20 protein-coding genes and 1 pseudogene are annotated in these 21,309 nt (G+C 64.7%); 12 read left to right on the forward strand and 9 right to left on the reverse strand.

The features are described 5' to 3' along the window. Nucleotides 1-237: 237 nt before the first annotated feature. The 4 genes from CF161_RS22925 to CF161_RS22940 are packed head-to-tail and all read right to left on the reverse strand — an operon-like array spanning nucleotide 238 to nucleotide 2,531. The gene (locus CF161_RS22925) at nucleotides 238-1,263 is read right to left on the reverse strand and encodes a hypothetical protein (protein ID WP_020299001.1); all 1,026 of its coding nucleotides are present in this window, start codon (nucleotides 1,261-1,263) and stop codon (nucleotides 238-240) included. Nucleotides 1,264-1,295: 32 nt separating this feature from the next. Further along, entirely contained in the window at nucleotides 1,296-1,745 is a 450-nt protein-coding gene (locus tag CF161_RS22930; protein WP_020299002.1) for a hypothetical protein, read from the reverse strand. Continuing rightward, a complete protein-coding gene (locus CF161_RS22935) occupies nucleotides 1,738-2,130 on the reverse strand; it encodes a hypothetical protein (protein ID WP_020299003.1) in 393 nt (130 codons plus the stop codon). The genes CF161_RS22930 and CF161_RS22935 overlap by 8 nt, the downstream gene beginning before the upstream one ends. Then, a complete protein-coding gene (locus CF161_RS22940; protein ID WP_020299004.1) occupies nucleotides 2,127-2,531 on the reverse strand; it encodes a hypothetical protein in 405 nt (134 codons plus the stop codon). The genes CF161_RS22935 and CF161_RS22940 overlap by 4 nt, the downstream gene beginning before the upstream one ends. A 227-nt stretch (nucleotides 2,532-2,758) precedes the next feature. On the opposite strand from CF161_RS22940, the gene CF161_RS22945 reads away from it, so the two are divergent. Continuing rightward, nucleotides 2,759-3,187, forward strand: a complete 429-nt coding sequence (locus CF161_RS22945; protein ID WP_020299005.1) for a hypothetical protein — start codon at nucleotides 2,759-2,761, stop codon at nucleotides 3,185-3,187. 81 nt (nucleotides 3,188-3,268) lie between these two features. On the opposite strand, the pseudogene CF161_RS22950 reads toward CF161_RS22945, so the two are convergent. The 3 genes and pseudogenes from CF161_RS22950 to CF161_RS22960 form a co-directional block, all read right to left on the reverse strand. Beyond that, nucleotides 3,269-4,706, reverse strand: a pseudogene (locus CF161_RS22950) (gamma-aminobutyraldehyde dehydrogenase). Between the two features lie 115 nt (nucleotides 4,707-4,821). Continuing rightward, nucleotides 4,822-6,153, reverse strand: a complete 1,332-nt coding sequence (locus tag CF161_RS22955; RefSeq protein ID WP_043230171.1) for an APC family permease — start codon at nucleotides 6,151-6,153, stop codon at nucleotides 4,822-4,824. Nucleotides 6,154-6,163: 10 nt separating this feature from the next. Continuing rightward, nucleotides 6,164-7,321 carry an iron-containing alcohol dehydrogenase gene (locus tag CF161_RS22960; RefSeq protein ID WP_020299007.1) on the reverse strand — a complete coding sequence of 386 codons (1,158 nt, stop codon included), beginning with the start codon at nucleotides 7,319-7,321 and terminating at the stop codon, nucleotides 6,164-6,166. A gap of 348 nt (nucleotides 7,322-7,669) precedes the next feature. Between CF161_RS22960 and CF161_RS22965 the strand changes: the two genes are divergently transcribed. From CF161_RS22965 to CF161_RS22980, 4 genes are all read left to right on the forward strand, one after another. Then, nucleotides 7,670-7,936, forward strand: coding sequence for a ParD-like family protein (locus CF161_RS22965; protein WP_043230180.1), 267 nt, complete (start codon nucleotides 7,670-7,672; stop codon nucleotides 7,934-7,936). After that, nucleotides 7,933-8,724: a type I methionyl aminopeptidase gene (gene map, locus CF161_RS22970; protein WP_020299009.1), complete on the forward strand. Its 792-nt coding sequence runs from the start codon at nucleotides 7,933-7,935 to the stop codon at nucleotides 8,722-8,724. Before CF161_RS22965 ends, map begins: the two co-directional genes overlap by 4 nt. A gap of 182 nt (nucleotides 8,725-8,906) precedes the next feature. Next, complete coding sequence (locus tag CF161_RS22975) at nucleotides 8,907-9,287, forward strand: RidA family protein (protein ID WP_020299010.1); 381 nt, start codon at nucleotides 8,907-8,909, stop codon at nucleotides 9,285-9,287. Between the two features lie 124 nt (nucleotides 9,288-9,411). Then, on the forward strand, nucleotides 9,412-11,412 hold the full coding sequence (locus CF161_RS22980) for a U32 family peptidase (protein ID WP_020299011.1): 2,001 nt from the start codon (nucleotides 9,412-9,414) through the stop codon (nucleotides 11,410-11,412). A 103-nt stretch (nucleotides 11,413-11,515) separates the two neighbouring features. Here CF161_RS22980 and CF161_RS22985 read toward each other — a convergent pair whose 3' ends face one another. Further along, a complete protein-coding gene (locus CF161_RS22985) occupies nucleotides 11,516-12,547 on the reverse strand; it encodes a zinc-dependent alcohol dehydrogenase (protein WP_020299012.1) in 1,032 nt (343 codons plus the stop codon). A gap of 67 nt (nucleotides 12,548-12,614) precedes the next feature. Continuing rightward, nucleotides 12,615-13,646: an ABC transporter substrate-binding protein gene (locus CF161_RS22990; protein ID WP_020299013.1), complete on the reverse strand. Its 1,032-nt coding sequence runs from the start codon at nucleotides 13,644-13,646 to the stop codon at nucleotides 12,615-12,617. Nucleotides 13,647-13,969: 323 nt separating this feature from the next. On the opposite strand from CF161_RS22990, the gene CF161_RS22995 reads away from it, so the two are divergent. From CF161_RS22995 to CF161_RS23025, 7 genes are all read left to right on the forward strand, one after another. Beyond that, complete coding sequence (locus CF161_RS22995; protein WP_020299014.1) at nucleotides 13,970-15,307, forward strand: FAD-binding oxidoreductase; 1,338 nt, start codon at nucleotides 13,970-13,972, stop codon at nucleotides 15,305-15,307. A gap of 29 nt (nucleotides 15,308-15,336) precedes the next feature. Next, on the forward strand, nucleotides 15,337-16,767 hold the full coding sequence (locus CF161_RS23000; protein ID WP_218187572.1) for a gamma-aminobutyraldehyde dehydrogenase: 1,431 nt from the start codon (nucleotides 15,337-15,339) through the stop codon (nucleotides 16,765-16,767). 118 nt (nucleotides 16,768-16,885) lie between these two features. Beyond that, on the forward strand, nucleotides 16,886-17,917 hold the full coding sequence (locus CF161_RS23005; protein ID WP_020299016.1) for an ABC transporter substrate-binding protein: 1,032 nt from the start codon (nucleotides 16,886-16,888) through the stop codon (nucleotides 17,915-17,917). A 99-nt stretch (nucleotides 17,918-18,016) separates the two neighbouring features. Further along, nucleotides 18,017-19,099 (forward strand): ABC transporter ATP-binding protein, encoded by a 1,083-nt coding sequence (locus tag CF161_RS23010; RefSeq protein WP_020299017.1) that lies wholly within the window; start codon nucleotides 18,017-18,019, stop codon nucleotides 19,097-19,099. Then, complete coding sequence (locus CF161_RS23015) at nucleotides 19,096-19,983, forward strand: ABC transporter permease (protein WP_020299018.1); 888 nt, start codon at nucleotides 19,096-19,098, stop codon at nucleotides 19,981-19,983. Before CF161_RS23010 ends, CF161_RS23015 begins: the two co-directional genes overlap by 4 nt. Before the next feature lie 4 nt (nucleotides 19,984-19,987). Continuing rightward, on the forward strand, nucleotides 19,988-20,806 hold the full coding sequence (locus CF161_RS23020) for an ABC transporter permease (RefSeq protein ID WP_020299019.1): 819 nt from the start codon (nucleotides 19,988-19,990) through the stop codon (nucleotides 20,804-20,806). Next, nucleotides 20,803-21,309, forward strand: a 507-nt coding sequence (locus CF161_RS23025; protein ID WP_020299020.1) for a (2Fe-2S)-binding protein, incomplete at its 3' end; no start/stop codon positions are given. The genes CF161_RS23020 and CF161_RS23025, both read left to right, overlap by 4 nt.

The raw sequence follows: 21,309 nt of genomic DNA on the forward strand, positions 1-21,309 counted from the left end.
ATCCCGAGGCCTTCCTGGCTGCGCGCTGGATCGCTATGTGAGGTTCGGTCATGCCTTCGGCCAAACGCAACGGACTTTAAACAGATGCCGCAGAGGATAAACGGTTCGCCATATCTGAAAAAATGATTAGCTGTATCCATTGGTAAAAATGCTCTCGCACCCGCCCAAAGCCCTGATTTCCCCAGGTTTTGCTGGCCGAAAGGTGGGGCAGCAGCCCCGGTCCATTGCCCGATACGCTCAACCGGCGGTCGGTGCCGGGGATTGCAGGCAGCTGACCCCAGGCTGTGGCACCTGGCCTTCCTTGGCGTAGTGGACCAGATTCTGCAGCACGCTCGGCTCCTGGCGGTCGGCGGCTTCCTTGAGGCAGGCCAGGGCACGCGGCAGGTCGGCGGTGCCCCACAGGCCTTCGCTGTAGCCATAGCCGAGCGTGGCATAGGCCATGCCGGTGTCGAACTGCCTCGCGGCCTGGGTCACGGTGTCTTCGGCCTGGCGCGGCGCCTGGCATTTTCGTTCTGCCATCTGATTGCCACGGAAGCAGTAAAAGTCCGCCAGCAGCAACTTGGCCTCGACGTCCGATTCGGCATAGGTGCTCAGCAGGGATTCGATCCGTGCTGGCTCCACTTCCGGTGACATCCCCGAATAACCCAGGATCACGGCCCGGGTGGCGCCGGCGGCCGAGCCGTTGTCGGCGGCGTGCAGGTCAATGCGCTGCGCCAGCTCGAAAAAGTAAGTGGTCAGCGGATACAGCTCCACCGCGCCATAGCCTTCGAACAGGTCGGCCTTGCGCAGCTCGCGCTGCAAGGGTGTTTCATTGGCTGGCGCCCGCTCATCGAGCAGGCCTTGCAGCGACCACTGTTCAACCCGGACCAGGGTCCAGCACGGCAACTGCTGGAACACAAAGACCTGCAGCACATCGCCCAGGCTGTCGTGCACCACCAGGCTGCGCTGGTCGATCCAGAAGGTCTGCAAACCGGCCTTGGCCTGGACCTGAGGGTCGAGCAAGGCCAGGCTCGCGGGGTTGGCGGCGGGCACTTTGTGCAGGGTCGTGACCCCATAGCCCTGATCGCCATAGGCCGGGCGCTGTTCGATCAGTGGCGAGCGGGTGTAGGTCTTTTGCAACTCGGGGCTGCTGGCGAACGCCTGGACGAAGCTCGGCAAATCCCCGCTCGGGCAGCCGGATTCCGCCGCCATCAGCGCCGGGGGCGCGAGGCTGATCAGCAGCCCGAGCAGGGCCAGGCCCAGGGTGTTGAAGGGAGAAGGCATCGAGAGCTCCGTCGCGGGTGGGGCAAAAGGGATTATTGGCTGTCCGGGTCGCAGTACAGCACCGAGCCGCCGGGATTCTTCGGGTCGGCAATCAACAATGGGGCCTGTACACCGTCGCCGTCGAAGCCTTGGCCCAATTGCTGGCGCGCCGTCTGCACATCGGCGTCGAGGTACAGCGCGTGCACTGAAAACGGCCCGCGATACGGGATGCCGATGGCATGCACCGCCAGCCCGTGGAACTGGTCCTTGACGCAAAAGCGCGCACCTTCGTCGAGGTCGCAGGGTTGCAGCTGGCGCTCGACAAAGTACTGGCCGCTGACTTGCTGTTTGCTGGGGTCGAGAAACACCTGCTCGACGCTGCAACTGGCCAGGCCGGCGAACTGCTGGTCCAGGCTCATGGCCAGGCAATTGCCGCTGGCGCCCAGCACCAGCAGCAGGCTCAGGTATCGAAGGGGCGCCGGTAGGCGCATGCCGTTACTCATGGGGCAGGTCCTTGGGGCGCAGCACTCGATGCAGGCGCTGTGCCAGCCAGATCGCCAGTAACGGCAAGCCGCCGGACAAGGCGCAATACACCAGGCCGCGTATGGGGTTGCTGGGGAAAAACATCCAGGCGCTGGCCAGCACCGGCAGCAGGATCAGGCCCAGCTTGAGCTTGAGGTTGGGCACCAGCGCGGCCACCAGGTTGACCCCGATAAACAGGATGAACAGGTAATAGACCCCAAGCCCCACCGCGACACCGCGCGAGATCGAGCCGAACAGCTGCAGGTAGAGCGGCACGCCCAGCAGATGCGCCAGGTAAAACAGCGCCACCGCCAGGCCGTGCGCCAACAGCGCGCAGCATAGGCGGATGAAAGTGTCGCGGCTCACGGGGCGCAGGCTCGTTTCGCCCTTGGGCTGAGCAACTGATGCAGCCCTCGGGACAGATAGATCGCCGCCAAGGGCAGCAGGCCGAGCTCCGAGCAGTAGACCAGCCCACGAATCGGGTTCTGGGGAAACATGATGTAAGCGGTCAGCAGCAACAGCGGCAGGATCAGCAACAGCTTGATCTTGAGCACCGGAACGATAGCGATCAGCAGATTGACCCCGACGAACAGGCAGAACAGGGTGCGCATCATCGGGCCAAAGCCAAAAAACTTGCTGATGCTGCCGAACATCTGCTCATAGAACGGGATGCCGTAGTAATCGATCAGCACGCAAGCCGCCACCGCGAGGCTGTGGGCCAGAAGGGCGGTGACCAGGCGAATCAACTCGTCACGGGCGAGGGTCATCGCTGGGCGCTCCGCAGCGGAGTCGACCCGCTTCGGACGGACAACAGAGGGTATGACATGGGGGCGTCCTTGCTACCTGGGTGCGTTTGCAGCGCCCCGTTGGAGGGCGGCGGGCACTTTATGGCGGCGGATAGTGCCGCAACTTGATTCGCTTATCCAGAACTCGTTCAATGGCGCCTTTTCAGGGAGATCAGGTCAATGAGTTGCAACCTCCAGGGCGCTGCCCGATGAAGCTCAGGAAGACCGTTGTCGGACTGCTGATACTGCTTGCCTGCGGCGCCGGGGTGTTCATCCAACAGCTGAGTGAGGTGCTCAATCGCGAGCCTTACACCAGCAGCAGGCCGTCGGGACGCTACGTCTTGCAGCTTGTCCAGGCCGGAAACCTGTTCATACCCTTCAGGCACCTGGGGTATCTGCAGGTGGTTGACCTCCAGAACCCGCAGCGGGTTTACCGCTCGCCCTTGATCTACAGCGATTCGCTGGACATGCGCGTGTGGGAGAGTGCCCGGGAACTGAGTATTTTCGGCGTGATATTCAACACCGAGACCAAGACCTACTTTATCCAGTGGCGGGACTGGGAGCCCCATTGGCTTAACTGGTTTATCAGCAATACGCCTTATGGGGTGTGCAGCGACGCCGAAGGCACCTGCTTTTGAGCCGCGGCACGTTGCAAGCGGCAAGTTGCGAGTAGAACCCACGCTCACTTGCCGCTTGTAGCTCGCCGCCAGCAACTGCTCCTAAAAGTCGGTGCCATGGCGGGCCATGATGTGCCGTACCACGCTGTAGTCCTGCAGCGAATCACTGGACAGGTCCTTGCCGTAGCCGGAGCGTTTCAGGCCGCCGTGGGGCATTTCGCTGACCAGCATGAAGTGGCTGTTGATCCAGGTGCAGCCGTACTGCAGGCGCGCCGCAACCTGCATCGCCTTGTCCAGGCTCTGGCTCCAGACCGAGGACGCCAGGCCGTATTCCGAATCGTTGGCCCAGTCCACCGCCTGGCTCAGTTCGTCGAAGCGGGTCACGGTGACCACCGGGCCGAACACTTCGCGCTGGACGATTTCGTCACTTTGCTTGCAGCCGGCGAGCAGGGTCGGTTGGTAATAGAAGCCGGGGCCGGCGTGCACGGCGGCCCCGGTGACCCGCTCGATATGGGGCTGGCCCAGGGCGCGCTCGACAAAGCTGGCCACGCGGTCGCGCTGGCGGGTGCTGATCAGCGGCCCGATCTCGTTGTCGGTGTCACGCTTGCCGGCCGTACTGCAGGCTGCTGACGGCGGCGCCGAGTTCGGCCACCAGGCGGTCATGGATCCCGGCCTGGGCGTAGATCCGGCAGGCGGCGGTGCAGTCCTGCCCGGCGTTGTAGTAGCCATAGCTGCGCACGCCGGCGACCACCGCCTGCAAGTCGGCATCGTTGCAGACAATCACCGGCGCCTTGCCGCCCAGTTCCAGGTGGGTGCGCTTGAGGGTCTTGGACGCGGCCTGGAGGATTTTCTGCCCGGTGACGATATCCCCGGTCAGCGACACCATGCGCACTTTCGGGTGGCTGACCAGGTGGCTGCCGACCCCTTCGCCGCCACCACAGATGATGTTGATCACCCCGCGCGGCAGCAGCTGGGCCAGGGTCGGCGCCAGGGCCAGGATCGACAGCGGCGTGTGCTCCGAGGGCTTGAACACCAGGGTATTGCCGGCGGCCAGGGCCGGGGCGATTTTCCAGGCGGCCATCATGATCGGGTAGTTCCACGGCGCAATCGACGCCACCACGCCGATCGGATCGCGGCGCACCATGCTGGTAAAGCCCGGCAGGTATTCGCCGGACAACTGGCCGGTCTGGCAGCGCACGGCACCGGCGAAGAAGCGAAACACATCGGCGACCCCCGGCAGTTCGTCGTTCAGCGCGGCGGCGTAGGGCTTGCCGCAGTTGTCGGACTCCAGGCGTGCCAGGTCCTGGGCGTGGGCGTCGATGGCGTCGGCCAGTTTCAGCAGCAGCAGCGAACGGTCCTTGGGCGTGGTCTGGGACCAGGCCTCGAAGGCGGCGTCGGCGGCGCAGACCGCGGCGTCGACCTGGGCCAGGCTGGCCTCGGGGATTTCCACCAGGGTGGTGCCCAGGGACGGGTTGAGCACCGGCAGTTTTTCGCCTTCACCGGCGATGAGTTGGCCATTGATCAGCAGGCAGGTTTGCATGGGTTCTCCTGTGGGGCGGGGGTGGCCGCCGCCTTGAAAAAGTCGCAACTGCCCCGGCAGGCGCATGCAGCATGCGCATGAAGGGGCCGTTACAGAGGGGCTTGGAAGCAGAGGGTCAGAGCGCCGGTTCTGGCACCGCGACACTGAACAGGCGGGTGCGGCAGGCCAGGTACACCAGGCCCAGCAGGACCCAGCAGCAGCCGAGGATCAGCGCGTCCTGGTCCAGGCTGATCAGCATCCAGCCGGAGGTGAAGGCGCCGGCCAGGGGGAACAGCACCCCGCGCAGCACGCCGGCCTTGTCGCCGACCTGGCGGTCGAAGGTCAGCTTCAGTGCACACAGGTTGACCGCGGTGAAGGCCAGGAAGGCGCCGAAGTTCACCAGCGAGGTGGCGGTGGCGATGGTCAGGCCGAACCCGACCAGGCCAAAGGCACCGGACAGCACGATGTTGAACACCGGGGTCTTGTAGCGCGGGTGCAGCACGCCGAACAGCTTTTGCGGCAACTGGTTGTCACGGCCCAGGGCATACAGCAGGCGCCCGACACTGGCCTGGAACGACAGGCCGGCGGCGAAGTGGGCAATGATGATGCCGGTCAGGACCACGCCGAAGAACAGATCGCCACCGATGGTCTTGGCGATTTCGAAGGCCGCGCCGTCGATGTTCTCGAACACGCCCGCCGGGTGTGCCAGGTACATGAAGTACGAGGAGCCGATGTACAGGCTGCCGCCGATCAGGGCCACCAGCAGGATCGCCCGGGGAATGGTGCGCTCCGGCTCGACGGTTTCTTCACTCAGGGTCGACAGCGCATCGAAACCGAGGAACGAATAGGCGGCGATGGCCGCGCCCGCCATGGTCGCTGAGAAAGGCACGTCGACATTGAAGAACGGCTTGACCGAGAGCAGCCCGCCCGGGCCGTTGATCGCCGCCACGTAGTGCCAGCACAGGCCGATGAAGACCGCGATGATCGTCAGCTGGATCAGCATCAGGATGATGTTGAAGCGGTTGGCGACCTGGATCCCGAGGATATTGAGCAGGGTGGTGGAGACAATGAAGCCGGTGATCCAGCACCACTGCGGCACATCGGGAAAGGCCAGGCTCAGGTAGCTCGCACCCAGCAGCCAGATCAGCATCGGGATAAAGAAGTAATCGAGCAGGGCGGCCCAACCGACCATGAAGCCGATGTTGGGGTTGAGCATCTTGCGGGTGTAGGTGTAGGCCGAACCGGCTGCGGGGAACACCCGCACCAGGCGGCCGTAGCTCAATGCGGTGAAGATCACGCCGATGGACGCCACCACGTAGGACAGCGCCACGGTGTTCTGGCTGGCTTGGGCGATCACGCCGTAGGTGCCGAATACGATCAGCGGGGCAATGAAGGCCAGGCCGAACAGCAGCACTGAGACCGGCCCGAGGGTCCGGCGCAGATGAGGAGAGGAAGTCGATGCGCTCATGGGTCTGGCCTCAAGCTGAGTAGTTGTAGGCGGCGCGGATCACATCGAGGTAGCTCTCGACGGACATGTCTTTGATGTTGCTCGCATCGGAAATATTGCTTTTGGACTTCTGCGCGATGGCCAGGAAGTCTTCTTCGCGCACCCCGGCCACCTCGGCGAAACGCGGGATGCCCAGCTCCCGGTTCATGCGGAACAACTGCTCCACGGCGGCTTCGGCTGCAGCCACCGCGCTCAGGTTGGGGTCGATGCCCAGGGCGTAGGCGACATCGGCGTGGCGGCGCAGGTCGGCGTCGCGGTTATGGCTGAACACAAACGGCAGGAAGATCGCATTGCCGACCCCGTGCGGGGTGTCGTACATGCCGCCGATGGCTTCGGAAATGCAGTGCACGCTGGCAATGTCGGCGTTGCCGAAGGCCATGCCGGCGATCAGGCTGGCGATCAGCATCTGCTCGCGGGCCTCACGGTTGTCCGGTTCTTGCACGGCGGGCTTGAGGTGTTGCGCGATCAGGCGGATGGCATGCAGGGCCAGGCCGTCGCTGATGGGGTTGGCCGGCTTGCCGGTGTAGGCCTCGATGGCGTGGGTCAGGGCATCCATCCCGGTGGCGGCGGCAATGTGCGGCGGCAGGGTGGCGGTGATGTCCGAGTCGAGCAGCGCCAGGACCGGGCCGATGCGGTAGTCGAGCAGGCTCATCTTGAACTGGCGGCGGGTGTCGGTTATCACCGAGAAGAAGGTCACTTCGCTGCCGGTGCCGGCAGTGGTCGGGATCGCCACGATCGGCAGCACCGGGCCCTTGAGGGTAAAGGCGCCTTCGTAATCTTCGACCCGGCCTTCATGGGTCAGCAGCACGCTGATGGCCTTGGCCGCGTCCATCGCACTGCCGCCACCGACGGCCAGCACGCCGTCGATGCCCTTGCCGCGGTACAGCTCGGCGGCACGGTTGACGTCTTCGCTGCGTGGGTTGGGCTTGACGTCGGCGATCTCGTCATAGCGGATCCCGGCCTGCTCCAGGCTGGCGTAGATGCTGTCCAGCAGGCCGGCGTTCTTGACCCCCGGGTCGGTGACCAGCAGCACGTGGCGCAAGCCGAGGCCGGTCAGGTATTCGCCGGTGCGCTGGCGCAGGCCGGGCTCCATGACGATTTTGGTGGGTAACAGAAACTGGAATTGCATGGGTAGGTTCCTCTCGCTCTCTGGCGCTCTTGCAATGTTGTAGTTATGGCAGACGAGTCAGGGCGCCGCGTGTGCGGCCAATGCTGGTTTTTTATTGTTCCGGATGCCGATCGGTCGAGCCCGTGGGGCTGGCATCTCCAAGGCTGTGCAGCGAGCACAGGCCGGTATGGATCGAGAGACTAAGACCCGGACCAGCAATCGACAAATACTAAAAACTCAAGGGAGCATTCGATTTAATCGAATGCTCGTGTCCGGCGCCGTAGTTCGGTCAGATTGCAGCGCAATTGCAATTGCGTACTGCCATCAGGCAATATACGAAACATATACACTTCGTATCAGGTGATGTTTGTGGGAATCGTCAAAATTTCAGACGCCATGCATGAAAATCTGCGGGTCGCCAGTCATGCCCTCAGCCGCTCGATCAACGCCCAGGCCGAGCACTGGATGCGCATCGGCATGCTCGCCGAGCTGTACCCGGACCTGGACCACAGCGGTATCTGCCGCTTGCTGATCCGCGCCGAACAGGCCGGTGGCCTTGACCTCAAGCAACTGAGCGAGCTGGCGGAGACCTCGCGCGCCACCACCATGCGTGCGGTCGGAGGGGCTCGCCCATGAATGGCAAAGTGGTATTGAAGACGCGTGAAGAAGTGGCCCAGTCCAAAGTCGCCGGCACCTTGGCCGCCGAAGTCCTGGCGATGATCACGCCCCACGTCAAGGCCGGGGTCAGCACCGATCAATTGGACCAGATCTGCCATGACTACATCGTCAACGTGCAGCGGGCGATCGCCGGCAATATCGGTTATCACGGCTTCCCCAAGACCGTGTGCATCTCGGTCAACGAGGTGGTGTGCCACGGCATTCCTTCGGGCCGGGTGCTCAAGGACGGCGATATCGTCAATATCGACATCGCCGTGGTCAAGGACGGCTGGTACGGCGACACCAGCCGCATGTACTTCGTCGGCGAGCCCAGCCCCGAGGCGCGGCGCCTGGTCGCCACCACCTATGAGGCGATGTGCGCCGGCATTCGCACCGTGCGCCCGGGCGCGACCCTGGGCGATATCGGCCATGCGATCCAGAGCGTGGCCGAACGCGACGGCTTCAGTGTGGTGCGCGAGTACTGCGGCCACGGCATCGGCAAGATCTACCACGACGAGCCCCAGGTGCTGCACTACGGCTACCCGGGCCAGGGCCTGAAGCTGAAAACCGGGATGATCTTTACCATCGAACCCATGCTCAATGCCGGCAAGCGCCACGTGAAGACCCTGGCCGATGCCTGGACCGTGGTGACCAAGGACCACTCACTCTCGGCCCAGTGGGAACACATGGTGGCGGTGACCGACCAGGGTTTCGAAGTCCTGACCCCGTGGCCGGACAGCGTCGAGGGCTTTCCCGCGATCGTCTAGCACGTCGAGGCGCTCCAGCCCGGCTCTGCAAACGCCCCCATCGAACCGCGTCGCTGGGGGCGTTTTGCCATATTGCCGGCTGGCTGCACGGCCGGCCGGTTGCCGATTGGACAACAGCCCGGCGCGGGGCGCTAAACTGCCGCGCAGTTTTTCCTTACCCACTCCTTGAACAAGAGCAGCCCATGGCCCAGCACGACATCACCTTTATTCCCGATCCTGACGCGGACTCCATTTCCTCCGACGTCGCCGGTTTTGGCGGCCTGCTGGTCTCGACCCAGATCCCGACCCACGCCGATGGCAGCCTGGAACTGGGGGACATCACCCGGCAAAGCGAATGCACCCTGCAAGCGCTGAAAGTCGCGCTGGAAAAGGCCGGCAGCTCCATGGACCGGGTCCTGCACCTGACCATCTACCTCACCGACATGGCCGACCGCGGCGCATTCAATGAGGTTTACCAGCGTTTCTTCGCCAAACCCTGGCCGGTGCGCGCCGCCGTAGGCGTGGCAGCGTTGGCGGTCGAAGGCATGCGGGTGGAAGTCACCGCCATGGCCGCCAAGGCCTGAATCACCGAGGGTTTCGGCGGCTGCGCGCAAGGCGTGGCCGCCACCTGGCAGCACACGGGTGCCGGTCGCGCATTTGGCCGCTACAATGCACGCCTCGACCGTGACCAGCCTGACTAAAAAAATTATGTCCCTGCCTAAACATCACCTGGAATTGCTCAGCCCCGCCCGTGACGTGGCCATTGCTCGCGAGGCCATCCTGCATGGCGCCGATGCGGTGTACATCGGTGGCCCCAGCTTTGGCGCACGGCACAACGCCTGCAACGAAGTGAGCGATATCGCCCAGTTGGTGGAGTTTGCCCGGCGCTACCATGCCCGGGTGTTCACCACCATCAACACCATCCTCCACGACAATGAGCTGGAGCCGGCGCGCAAGCTGATCCACCAACTGTACGATGCCGGCGTCGATGCGCTGATCGTCCAGGACCTGGGGGTGATGGAGCTGGACATTCCGCCGATCGAGCTGCACGCCAGCACCCAGACCGATATCCGCACCCTGGCCCGGGCCAAGTTCCTCGACCAGGCCGGCTTCTCGCAACTGGTGCTGGCCCGCGAGCTGAACCTGCAAGAAATCCGCGCCATCGCCGACGAGACCGACGCGGCCATCGAATTCTTCATTCACGGTGCCTTGTGCGTGGCCTTTTCCGGGCAGTGCAACATCTCCCACGCGCAGAACGGCCGCAGCGCCAACCGTGGTGACTGCTCCCAGGCCTGCCGCCTGCCGTACACCCTCAAGGACGAGCAGGGCGGGGTCATCGCCTACGAGAAACACCTGCTGTCGATGAAGGACAACAACCAGAGCGCCAACATCCGCGCCCTGGTGGAGGCCGGCGTGCGTTCGTTCAAGATCGAAGGCCGTTACAAGGACATGGGCTATGTGAAGAACATCACCGCCTATTACCGCCAGCGCCTGGACGCCGTGCTCGAAGACCGCCCGGACCTGGCCCGGGCCTCCAGCGGGCGCACCGCGCACTTCTTCGTGCCCGACCCGGACAAGACCTTCCACCGTGGCAGCACCGACTACTTCGTCAGCGAGCGCAAGATCGACATCGGCGCCTTCGACTCGCCGACCTTCACCGGCCTGCTGGTGGGCGTGGTGGAAAAAGTCGGCAAGCGTGACCTGCAAGTGGTGACCCGCGAGCCGCTGTCCAATGGCGACGGCCTCAATGTGCAGGTCAAGCGCGAAGTGGTGGGCTTTCGCGCCAACATCGCCGAAGCCCGCGGCGAATTCGAGGAAGACGGCGAGAAACGCTACCGCTACCGCGTCGAACCCAATGAGATGCCCGAAGGCCTGCATCGCCTGCGGCCCCTGCATCCCCTGAGCCGCAACCTGGACCACAACTGGCAGCAGGCGCTGGTCAAGACCTCCGCCGAGCGTCGGGTCGGCCTGGCCTGGAAGGTGCAGCTGCGCGAAGAGCGCCTGGAACTGAGCGCCACCAGCGAAGAGGGTGTCAGCGCCAGCGTGGTACTGGATGGCCCGTTCGGCGTGGCCAACAAGCCGGAGCAGGCCCTGGAACAACTGCAGGACCTGCTGGGCCAGCTGGGCACCACCCAGTACCACGCCACCGGTATCAAGCTGGATGCGCCCCAGGCGTTTTTCATTCCCAACTCCCAGCTCAAGGCCCTGCGCCGGGAAGTCATCGAAGCCCTGACCGCCGCGCGGATCGAAGCTCACCCACGGGGCAGCCGCAAGGCCGAGACCAGCCCGCCACCGGTGTACCCGGAAGCGCATCTGTCGTTCCTGGCCAACGTCTACAACCAGAAGGCCCGCGACTTCTACCATCGGCACGGGGTCAAATTGATCGACGCCGCCTTCGAAGCCCACCAGGAAACCGGCGAAGTGCCGGTGATGATCACCAAGCACTGCCTGCGCTTCTCCTTCAACCTGTGCCCGAAACAGGCCAAGGGCGTGACCGGGGTGCGGACCAAGGTCGCGCCGATGCAGTTGGTGCACGGCGATGAAGTGCTGACCCTGAAGTTCGATTGCAAGCCGTGTGAAATGCACGTGATCGGCAAGATCAAGGGCCACATCCTCGGCCTGCCGTTGCCGGGCAGCGTCAACGAGCAAGTGGTCGGCCATATCAGCCCCCAGGACCTGCTCAAGACCATCCCCCGCGCACCGCACTGAGTGCCTGCCGGGCGCGCCGCAATGGCGCGCCCGGCGGTCGAAAAAAAACGCCGTTTGCTCACTCGGGGCAAACGGCGTTTTGCGTTGGGGGGACGGGGGATGCTCAGGCGATTTTCAGCACCGTGCGCCCCACCAGTTGCCCTTTGCGCATGCGTTCGAAGATCTGGTTGATGGCCTCCAGCGGCTCGGTGACGATCTGCGCCGTGACCTGGCCCCGGGCGGCGAAGGCCACCGCTTCGTTGAGGTCCTGGCGGGTGCCGATGTTGGAGCCGGTGATGGTCAGTTCCCAGCCGCTGATGGCCGAGATCGAAGCGCGTACGGTGTCGGCGTCGCCGCCGGGCAAGCCGATGAAGACGGCGGTGCCGCCCGGGCGCAGCATGCCCACGGCCTGTTCGAAGGCAGCGTTGGCCACCGCCGTGACCAGGGCCGCGTGGACCCCGCCGAGCTGTTCCTTGATCGCCTGCACCGGCTCTTCCCGGGCGTTGATCAGGCGCTCGGCGCCCAGGCTGCGGGCCAGTTCCAGCTTGTCGGCCGAGACGTCCACCGCCACCACGCGAAAGCCCATGGCCTTGGCGTATTGCACCGCCACATGCCCCAGGCCGCCAATGCCGAGCACCGCCACCCATTGCCCGGGACGGGCCCTGGAACGCATCAGCCCGCGATAGGTGGTGACCCCGGCGCACAGAATCGGCGCCATGGCGTATAGGTCCACGCCGTCAGGTATCCGCGCGACAAACGCCGCCGGCGCCAGCATGTATTCGGCGTAGCCGCCGGGCTGGCTGTAGCCGGTGGATTCGCGGTGGGCGCAGATGGTTTCCATGCCCGCCAGGCAGTACTCGCAGGTGCCGCAGGCGCTGTACATCCACGGCACGCCCACCGCTTCGCCAATCGCCGGTTGCTGCACGCCTTCGCCCTGGGCCACCACGTGCCCGGTGATCTCGTGGCCGGGTATCAACGGCAGCAGCGGCAGCTCCGACCAGTCGCCGTCGATGGCGTGCAGGTCGCTGTGGCACACGCCGCAGGCCACCACCTTGATCAGCACTTCACCGCGCCCGGGCACTGGAATCGGCACCTGCTCGATGCTCAACGCTTCGCCGACACGGTGCAGTACGGCGGCCTTCATGGTGTTGCTCATGGTCTTCCCCTGTGTTTCAAGGGCAGCCCGCCTGGGCTGCCGGATCGTTCGAGAGTGGAGGGCGGGTTTACTGGGCGACGAACAGGGCAAAACGCTTCTGCATGGCGTCCTGGTTATCGACCCACCAGTCGGGGTTGACCATCACCACGCGGGCGGCGTTCTGCGGCGAGGTCGGCAGGCGCTTGGACAGCTCTTCGCTGATCAGCCCCGTCTGGTAGGCATGACTGTTGACCGGCGCATAAGGAATAAAGGTCGCGAGCATGGCCTGGCTTTTCGCACTCATGATCTGGTTGATCACCTGCATCGCCAGGGCCTTGTTCGGCGCGCCCTTGGGCACGATCAGGCAGTCGTGGCTGAGCAGGGCGCCGTCGAAGCTGTAGTCGACATTGGCGTCGTCATGCTTGACGTCGTTGACCCGGCCATTCCAGATCGCCAGGAAATCCACCTCGCGGCTGCGCAGCAATTGCGCGGAATCGGCGCCCGCGCTCCACCAGTTGGCGACTTGCGGCTTGATCCGCTCCAGGGCACGGAACGCCCGCTCCACATCCAGCGGGTAGAGCGTGTCCGGGGCCACGCCATCGCCCAGCAGCGCTGCTTCCATGGTCAGCCAGGGTTGGCGGTACAGGGCGCGGGCGCCTTTTACCGAGGGGTCGAAGAACTGGTTCCAGGTTTTCGCCACCGGCTTGCCCGTGTCATTGGCCCAGGCCACCACCGTGGCGTAGGCGTGGGTGCCGATCCAGTTCTGGCCGACCACGTTTTTATCCACGCCGTCGGTGCCAATCACGCTGTAGTCCAGGGGTTCGGACAGGCCTTCGCGCTGGGCCTGGGCGCATTCCATGCTGCCCAGTTCAACGATGTCCCACTTGGGTTTGCCCGACAGCACCTGGGCTCGCACGGCGGCCAGGCCATCCATGCTGTCTTCCTTGATGGTGATGCCCAGGGCTTCGGCGGCCGGTTGCAGGTAGGCCTTGCGCTCGGCGTCCTGCAGGGCACCGCCCCAGCCGGAGAAGGTCAGGGTGGCGGCGCCGGCGCTCAGGTGCGCACTCAACAGCAGGCAACCGGCGATGCAGCGGGGAAGGGAATGAGGGGACAGTTTCATATCGATTTTCCTATGAGGTGCGTTTCGGGCAGCCGTCAGCCCAGATACAGGGGTGGTTGGCAGGCTGGCACAAGGTGGCGAAACGTAAATTTATTATTGTTCAGGCGTCATCGAGGTCGCTGATTCGCTGTTAAATATCGCACTGCGATAATTAAAAATCGAATAAAGTCAAGTCTTATGGTTATTTGATTGCCTGTCAATGCGATTTTCGAAATCGACAGCAGGGAAAATTGTTAAAAATAATCGTTGACCGATATCGACATTCGCTTCTAGTCTGTTAAAAACCGATTAGTTGATATCGCACAGCGATAATGCGAGGCCAGATGTACGATCCCTTGGTGCATTCCCATCCCGGCACGGGCGAAGCTCACTCCGCTTCCTATTGGGTCGATACCGCCGGCCAGGCGCCGGCGGATGACGGCCCGGTCAGCGGGCCGCTGGAAGTCGAAGTGGCGGTGATCGGCGCCGGCTATACCGGCCTCAGTTGTGCCCTGCACCTGGCCCGGGATCACGGCGCCCAGGTGCTGGTGCTGGAGGCCAATACCACGGCCTGGGGCTGCAGCGGGCGCAATGGCAGCTTTGCGCGGATCTCCGGCGGCCGGGTGCCCCTGGCCGAGCTGATCGGCCGCTACGGCAAGGACACCGCCCGGGCCTACTTCGGCGAAATGCAGGCGGGCCTGGCCACGGTCAAGCGCCTGATCGCCGAAGGCGGGATCGAGTGCGATGTGCAGCCCGACGGGGTGTACAAGGTGGCGACCAAGGCCGCCCACACCGAAAGCCTCAAGCGCGAGGCCGGGCTGTACAACGAGGTGCTGGGTTACCCCGCGCATTTTGTCGGCGCCGAGCAGTTGCAGGGCGCCCATGCCGGGGCCGAATCCTTTGGTGCGCTGCGCATGCCCGACGGCTTTGCCATGCACCCGTTGAAACTGGCCTGGGGCGTGCAACGCATGGCCCGCGCCGCCGGGGCCAGGGTCCACGTGGCGTCGCCGGTGACTGGCTGGAGCAGTGATGCCCGTGGCCACCTGCTGGTGACCCCGGGCGGCGTGGTGCGGGCGCGCAAAGTGGTGGTGGCCACCAACGGCTACACCTCGCCGGACCTGCACCCGCAACTGGCCGGCCGGGTGCTGCCGGTGCATTCGCAGATCATCGTCACCGCGCCGTTATCCGCCGAGCAGGTGCGCAACAGCCTGCCGTCCACGGACTGCATGTTCGATACACGCAACCTGTTGTTCTACTACCGCCGCCTGCCGGACAACCGCCTGCTGTTTGGCGGGCGCAGCGCCGTGACCGGGCGCGAGGCCGAGAACCCGGTGCATCGCCAGTTCCTCCTCGATTCCCTGCGGCGCAAGTTCCCGGTGCTCGGCCAGGTGCCGGTGGACTACGGCTGGGGCGGCTGGGTGGCGGTGAGCCAGAACTCGCTGCCCTACATCTATCAGGTGCCGGGCCTGGACCAGGTGTTCAGCGCCGGTGGTTACGCCGGCAGCGGCGTGTCGTTTTCGCTGCACGCCGGCCAGCGCCTGGCGGACATGGTGATGGGCACCGGCGTGCCGAGTGCCGCAAGTTTCCTGCACCAGGTGCCACAACGCTTTCCCTTCCAGCCGTTCCTGCGCCTGGGCCAACGCCTGGCCTACAGCTGGTATCGCTTTCAAGACGCCCGCTGAGGCGGGTCATTTTTCTGGAGCTTGTCATGATCTACCGTGAGTTTTTGATTGATGGTCAGTTGGTCCCGGGCCTGGGTGCCGAAGAAGTGGTGATCGCCCCGGCCGATGAGCGCCAACTGGCCGTCATTGCCGAAGCCACTCCGGCGCAGCTGGACCAGGCGGTGGACGCCGCCGAACGGGCCTTTCCGGGCTGGGCCGCGACCCCACCGCGCCAGCGTGCCGCGCTGCTGCTCAAGCTGGCCGATGCCATCGAGCGCCACGCCGAAGCCCTGGGCACCCTGGAAAGCCAGAACTGCGGCAAGCCGCTGCAAAAAGCCATTGGCCATGAACTGCCGGCGGTGGCCGATGTGTTCCGCTTCTTTGCCGGGGCCAGCCGCTGCCTGTCGGGCAGTGCCGCCGGGGAGTATGTGGCGGGGCGCACCAGCATGATCCGCCGCGATCCGCTGGGGGTGGTGGGGCTGATCGCGCCCTGGAACTACCCGCTGCTGATGGCCGCCTGGAAACTCGCGCCGGCCCTGGCCGCCGGCAATACCCTGGTGTTCAAGCCCTCGGAACTGACGCCCCTGAGTGCCCTGTACCTGGCCCGGTTGTGCGCCGAGATCTTCCCGCGCGGGGTGGTCAACATCCTTTCCGGGCGCGGTGCCAGCCTGGGCGAACAGCTGTCGAGCCACCCGAAGATCCGCATGGTCTCGGTCACCGGCGATATCGCCACCGGGCAGGCGGTGGTGCGGGCGGCGGCGAGCAACTTGAAGCGCACCCACCTGGAGCTGGGGGGCAAGGCACCGGTGCTGGTGTTTGCCGATGCCGACATCGACGCTGCAGTGAACATGTTGCGCACCGGCGGCTATTACAACGCCGGCCAGGACTGCACCGCCGCCTGCCGGGTGTACGTGGACGATGCAATCCATGACCGCTTTGTCGAAGCCCTGAGCGCGAACATTGCCACCCTCAAGACCGGCGCCCCCACCGACCCGAGCAGCGATTTCGGGCCCTTGATCAGCCGCCGCCAGCAACAGCGGGTGGCCGGCTTTGTCGAGCGTGCCCGCGGCCTGGCCCATGCCGAAGTGCTGGTGGGCGGTGCACCGGTGGACGGCCCCGGATTCTTCTACGCCCCGACCCTGATTGCCGGGGTGCGCCATGAAGATGAAATCGTGCAGAAGGAAGTCTTCGGCCCGGTGGTCAGCGTCACCCGCTTCGACGACGAGCAGCAAGTCATGGCCTGGGCCAATCAGAGCGAGTACGGTCTCTCGGCCTCGGTCTGGACCCGCGACGTGAAGCGCGCGCTGCGCACCTCCAGCCAATTGCAGTACGGTTGCGTGTGGGTCAACGATCACATGACCCTGGCCACGGAAATGCCCCACGGCGGCCAGCGCCAATCCGGCTACGGCAAGGACCTCAGCGTCTATGGCCTGGAGGACTACACCTGCGTGCGGCATGTGATGCTCAATTTCAACGATTGAGTGCCCGCGACACCGGCGATACCCAGAATAAAAATCAGGATCGAGTTCGATTGGAGGGCAGGACGCCCGCGTTTCAGCTGTTGCCTGTCCTTTGACAACGACCCAGGGAATACACCCAATGCAGATCACCGCCAGCACCAGAACCATCAGCGCCTTGACCCTTTCACTGCTGTGCATCGGCGCCGCCCAGGCCGCGCCGAGCATCACCTTCGCGGGCTGGGGAGGGGCCCTGCAGGATGCCGAGCGCAAGGCCTACCTGGAACCCGCGGCCAAGGCCCTGGGCGTGACCATCAAGGAAGACAACATGGATGGCCTGGCCGCCGTGCGTGCCCAGGTGCTGTCCGGCAAGCCGCAGTGGGATGTGGTGGAACTGGCCTCCAACGATTGCGTGCTGGCCGAGCGCCAGGGCCTGACCGAACCCCTGGATTTCTCGGTGATCGACACCTCGGGCGTGGCCAAGGGCCTGTACGGCAAGAACTGGATCGCCAGCAATGCCTATTCCACGGTCATGGCCTGGGCCACCGACACCGGCAAGGCGGTGCCCAAGAACTGGAAAGAGTTTTTCGACCCCAACATCAAGGGCGCGCGCTCGCTGTACCGCCAGCCTTTCACCACCCTGGAACTGGCGCTGATGGCCGATGGCGTGGCGCCGAAAAACCTCTACCCGCTGGACGTCGAGCGAGCGTTCAAGGTGCTGGAGAAGATCAAGCCGCAAGTGGTCAACTGGTGGCGCAGCGGCAGCGATTCGGCACAGTTGCTGCGCAGCCGTGAAGTGGACTTCCTGTCGATCTGGGCCTCGCGGGTCAACGAGCTGAAGCAGGGCGGCGAAGCGGTCGACTACACCTACGACCAGGCGCTGCTGGACTACGATTGCGTGGTGGTGCCCAAAGGCGCGCCGAACAAGGAACTGGCGATGAAGCTGATTGGCCAGATCATGTCCGCAGAGAGCCAGGCGCGGCTGGTGATGCTGATCCCCAACCCGCCGATCAACAGCAAGGCCTACGACACCGGGATCATCCCCGCGCAGATGGCGGCCAAGCTGCCCACCGCGCCGGCCAACATCGACAAGGTGGCGATGTTCGACCCGGTCTGGTGGGTAGACAACCAGGCCGAGCTGCAACGCCGCTTCGACCTGTTTATCCAGAACTGATTCATGCTCGACTCCCCGCCGGCCCGGGCCTGCGGGGAGGTTGCGGGCCGCGTGGTTGGTGGCCCTGAAGTTGAGTCTTTACCTTGCGCTGAGTTGACTATGTCCCAAGAAAAAAGCCAGTCGATCGCCATCGACATCGAGCGATTGACCAAGACCTACGGTGCCTTTGCCGCCCTGGACGATGTGTCGTTGAACATCCGCAGTGGCGAGTTCATCTCCCTGCTGGGTTCGTCCGGTTCGGGCAAGACCACCTTGCTCATGGCCCTGGCCGGTTTCGTCCAGCCCGACAGCGGCAGCATTCGCTTCGGTGGCCGCGAGATGGTCTTCGAGCCGCCGCACAAACGCGACGTGGGGATGATGTTCCAGAACTACGCGCTGTTTCCCCATATGAACGTGTTCCAGAACGTGGCCTATCCGCTCAAGCTGCGGGGCTACAAGCGCGAGGACATCCGCCGGCGGGTGCACGAGGCGCTGGCCACGGTGGAGCTCGATCACCTGGTGGAGCGGCGCATCGACGAAATGTCGGGTGGCCAGCGCCAGCGCATCGCCTTGGCGCGGGCGATTGTGTTTGAACCGAAGATCCTGCTGATGGACGAACCGCTGTCGGCCCTGGACAAGCGCCTGCGGGAAACCATGCAACTGGAGATCCGCCGCCTGCACGAGCGCCTGGGCATGACCGTGGTCTATGTGACCCACGACCAGCGCGAAGCCCTGACCCTGTCCGATCGCATCGCGGTGATGACCAAGGGCCGCATCCAGCAGATCGACACCCCGCAAAACCTCTACGAGCGCCCGGCCAACCGCTTTATCGCCGAATTTGTCGGCGAGTCCTCATGCCTGCCGGTGCAGGTTCGCGATGGCGCGGTGTGGCTCGGCGAGTCGCAGCTGCAATGCACGCCGCCCGCAGGACCGCTGCTTAACCCGAACCTGGTGGTGCGCCCGGAAAAACTGCAATTTATCGGCGCCGACACGCCGGGCTTCAACGGCTTGCAAGGCCAGGTCCGCGATGTGATCTACCAGGGCGACAGCCAACTGATCCAGATCACCCTGGAGCAGGGCGCCGAAGTCTCGATCCGCCGCCCGACCCGCAGTTCCGAGGTCGAGCGCTTGCCGCAGCGTGGTGAACAGGTGCGCCTGGGCCTGCACCCGATGGACACCCTGGTGGTGGGAGACGCGCCATGAACCTGGCCCTCAACCCTGCCGAGGCCCCCCATCGCCAGCAACTGCAACGCGCCGGCCGCCGCCATGGTTGGTGGCTGCTGAGCCCGGGCCTGCCGGCCCTGCTGTTGGTGCTGGTGACCTTTGTGCTGCCGATTGGCTGGCTGTTCGGCCTGTCGCTGTTCGACGCCGAGGGCCAGTGGACCACCGAGAACTACAGCCGCCTGCTGCAGCCGATCTACACCCTGGCCTTCAGCCAGACCTTCAGCGTGAGTTTTATCGTCACCGCGATCTGCGTGGTCATCGGCTACCCCTACGCCTATTGCATGGTCCACGGCCCGCGCCTGCTGGCCAACCTGGCCATGGCCTTGCTCCTGGTGTCGCTGTGGACCTCGTTGCTGGTGCGCACCTACGCCTGGCTGGTGATCCTGCAACGCCGTGGCCTGGTCAACGAAATGCTGCTCGGCCTTGGGCTGGTGGATACGCCCCTGGCCCTGGTGCACAACCTCACCGGCACGGTGATCGGCATGACCCACATCATGCTGCCGTACATGATCCTGCCGCTGTATGCGGCGATGAAGAGCATCAACCCGATCTACCAGCAGGCCGCCGCCACCTTTGGCGCGGCGCCGGCGCGGGCCTTTCGTGATGTGTTCCTGCCGTTGTCGCTGCCGGGGCTGACCGCTGGCGCGACCCTGGTGTTCGTCCTCAGCCTGGGCTTCTACGTGACCCCGGCCCTGCTCGGCGGCGGCAAGGTGCAGATGCTGTCGATGCGCATCGAGAGCGACGTGTCGATGTACGCCAACTGGGGCGCGGCCTCGTCCCTGGGGGTGATTCTGTTGTTGGCGACCCTGGCCCTGATGTACCTGGTCAAGAAGGTCGCCGGCCTTCGTCAGCGGAGTGAGTGAAGCCATGTCCCGTCTATCCCGAAACCTGGTCCGCGAGGCCAAGCGCAGCTGGCTGTACCTGTTCATGCTGCTGGCGATGGTGTTTTTGATTGCGCCGACCCTGATCGTGCTGCCGATGTCGCTGTCGGATGCGCGCTACCTGAGCTTCCCGCCCAAGTCCCTGGGCTGGCAGTCGTACCTCAATTACTTCGGCTCCCTGGAGTGGCAGAGTGCGACGCGGATCTCGCTGTTCACCGCGACTCTGACCATGCTCATCGCCACCAGCCTCGGCACGGCGGCGGCCTATGCCCTGCATGTCAGCGGCAAGCGCTTCACCGCGCTGCTGCGGGGGCTGATGCTGGCACCGATGATCGTGCCGGTGATCTTCACCGCCATCGGCCTGTTCTTCGTCTACGCGCGGCTGGAGCTGAACAACACCCTGTTCGGCCTGGTGCTGGCCCATACCCTGGTGGCCTTGCCCTACGTGATCATCAACGTCGAGGCCGGGCTGCGCTCCTATGACATGACCCAGGAACATGCGGCGTGCATCCTCGGCGCCACCAGGCTGCGGGCGTTCTTTGACGTGACTCTGCCGCAGATCCGTTTTTCGGTGATCGGCGCGGCAATGTTCGCCTTCGCCGTGTCCCTGGATGAGGCGGTGATTTCGCTGTTTATCAGCGGCGGCGACACCTCGACCCTGACCCGCAAGATGTTCAGCTCGCTGCGTTCGGAAATCGACCCGGTGATCGCGGTGGTGGCGACCCTGATGACCCTGCTCTCGATCATCATGCTGGCCATCAGCCTCACGGCCCAGAGCCGGGCCAAGAAGAGGGCGCAGCCATGAGCCGGGCATGTCCGCGCCTGGCCCACGGTGCGCAGCAGCCAGTGGAGTTCTTCTGGAACGGCCGCGCCCTGCAGGGCCGGCCGGGTGAACACCTGGCCGCGGCCTTGCTGGCCAACGGCGTTCGCAGCCTGGCCTGGACCCGCAAGTCGCACCGGCCCATGGGCCTGTCGGGCAGTTATGTGAACGGCGTGCTGGCGCGGGTCGATGGCGTGCCCAATGTGCGCCTGGATCAGGTCCGGGTGCGCGCCGGGCTGCGGGCCGAGATGCAGAACTGCTGGCCCAGCGCCGGTTTCGACCTGTTGCGCCTGGCGCGCTGGATTCCGTCGGGCTGGATCCAGGGCGGCTTCGAGCACAGCAACCTGATCCCCAGTGGCAACCGGCTGTTTCAGGTGTGGGAAGCCCTGCTCGCGTTCCTGGCCGGCGTGGCCCGGCCCGCAAACCGGGCGCGCCTGGAGGGCCAGGCATTGCCCCAGGGCCGGGCCCTGAGTTGCGAGGTGCTGGTG

This window comes from Pseudomonas sp. CF161 (assembly GCF_000416215.1).
In the GTDB taxonomy this organism is placed as follows: Bacteria; Pseudomonadota; Gammaproteobacteria; order Pseudomonadales; family Pseudomonadaceae; genus Aquipseudomonas.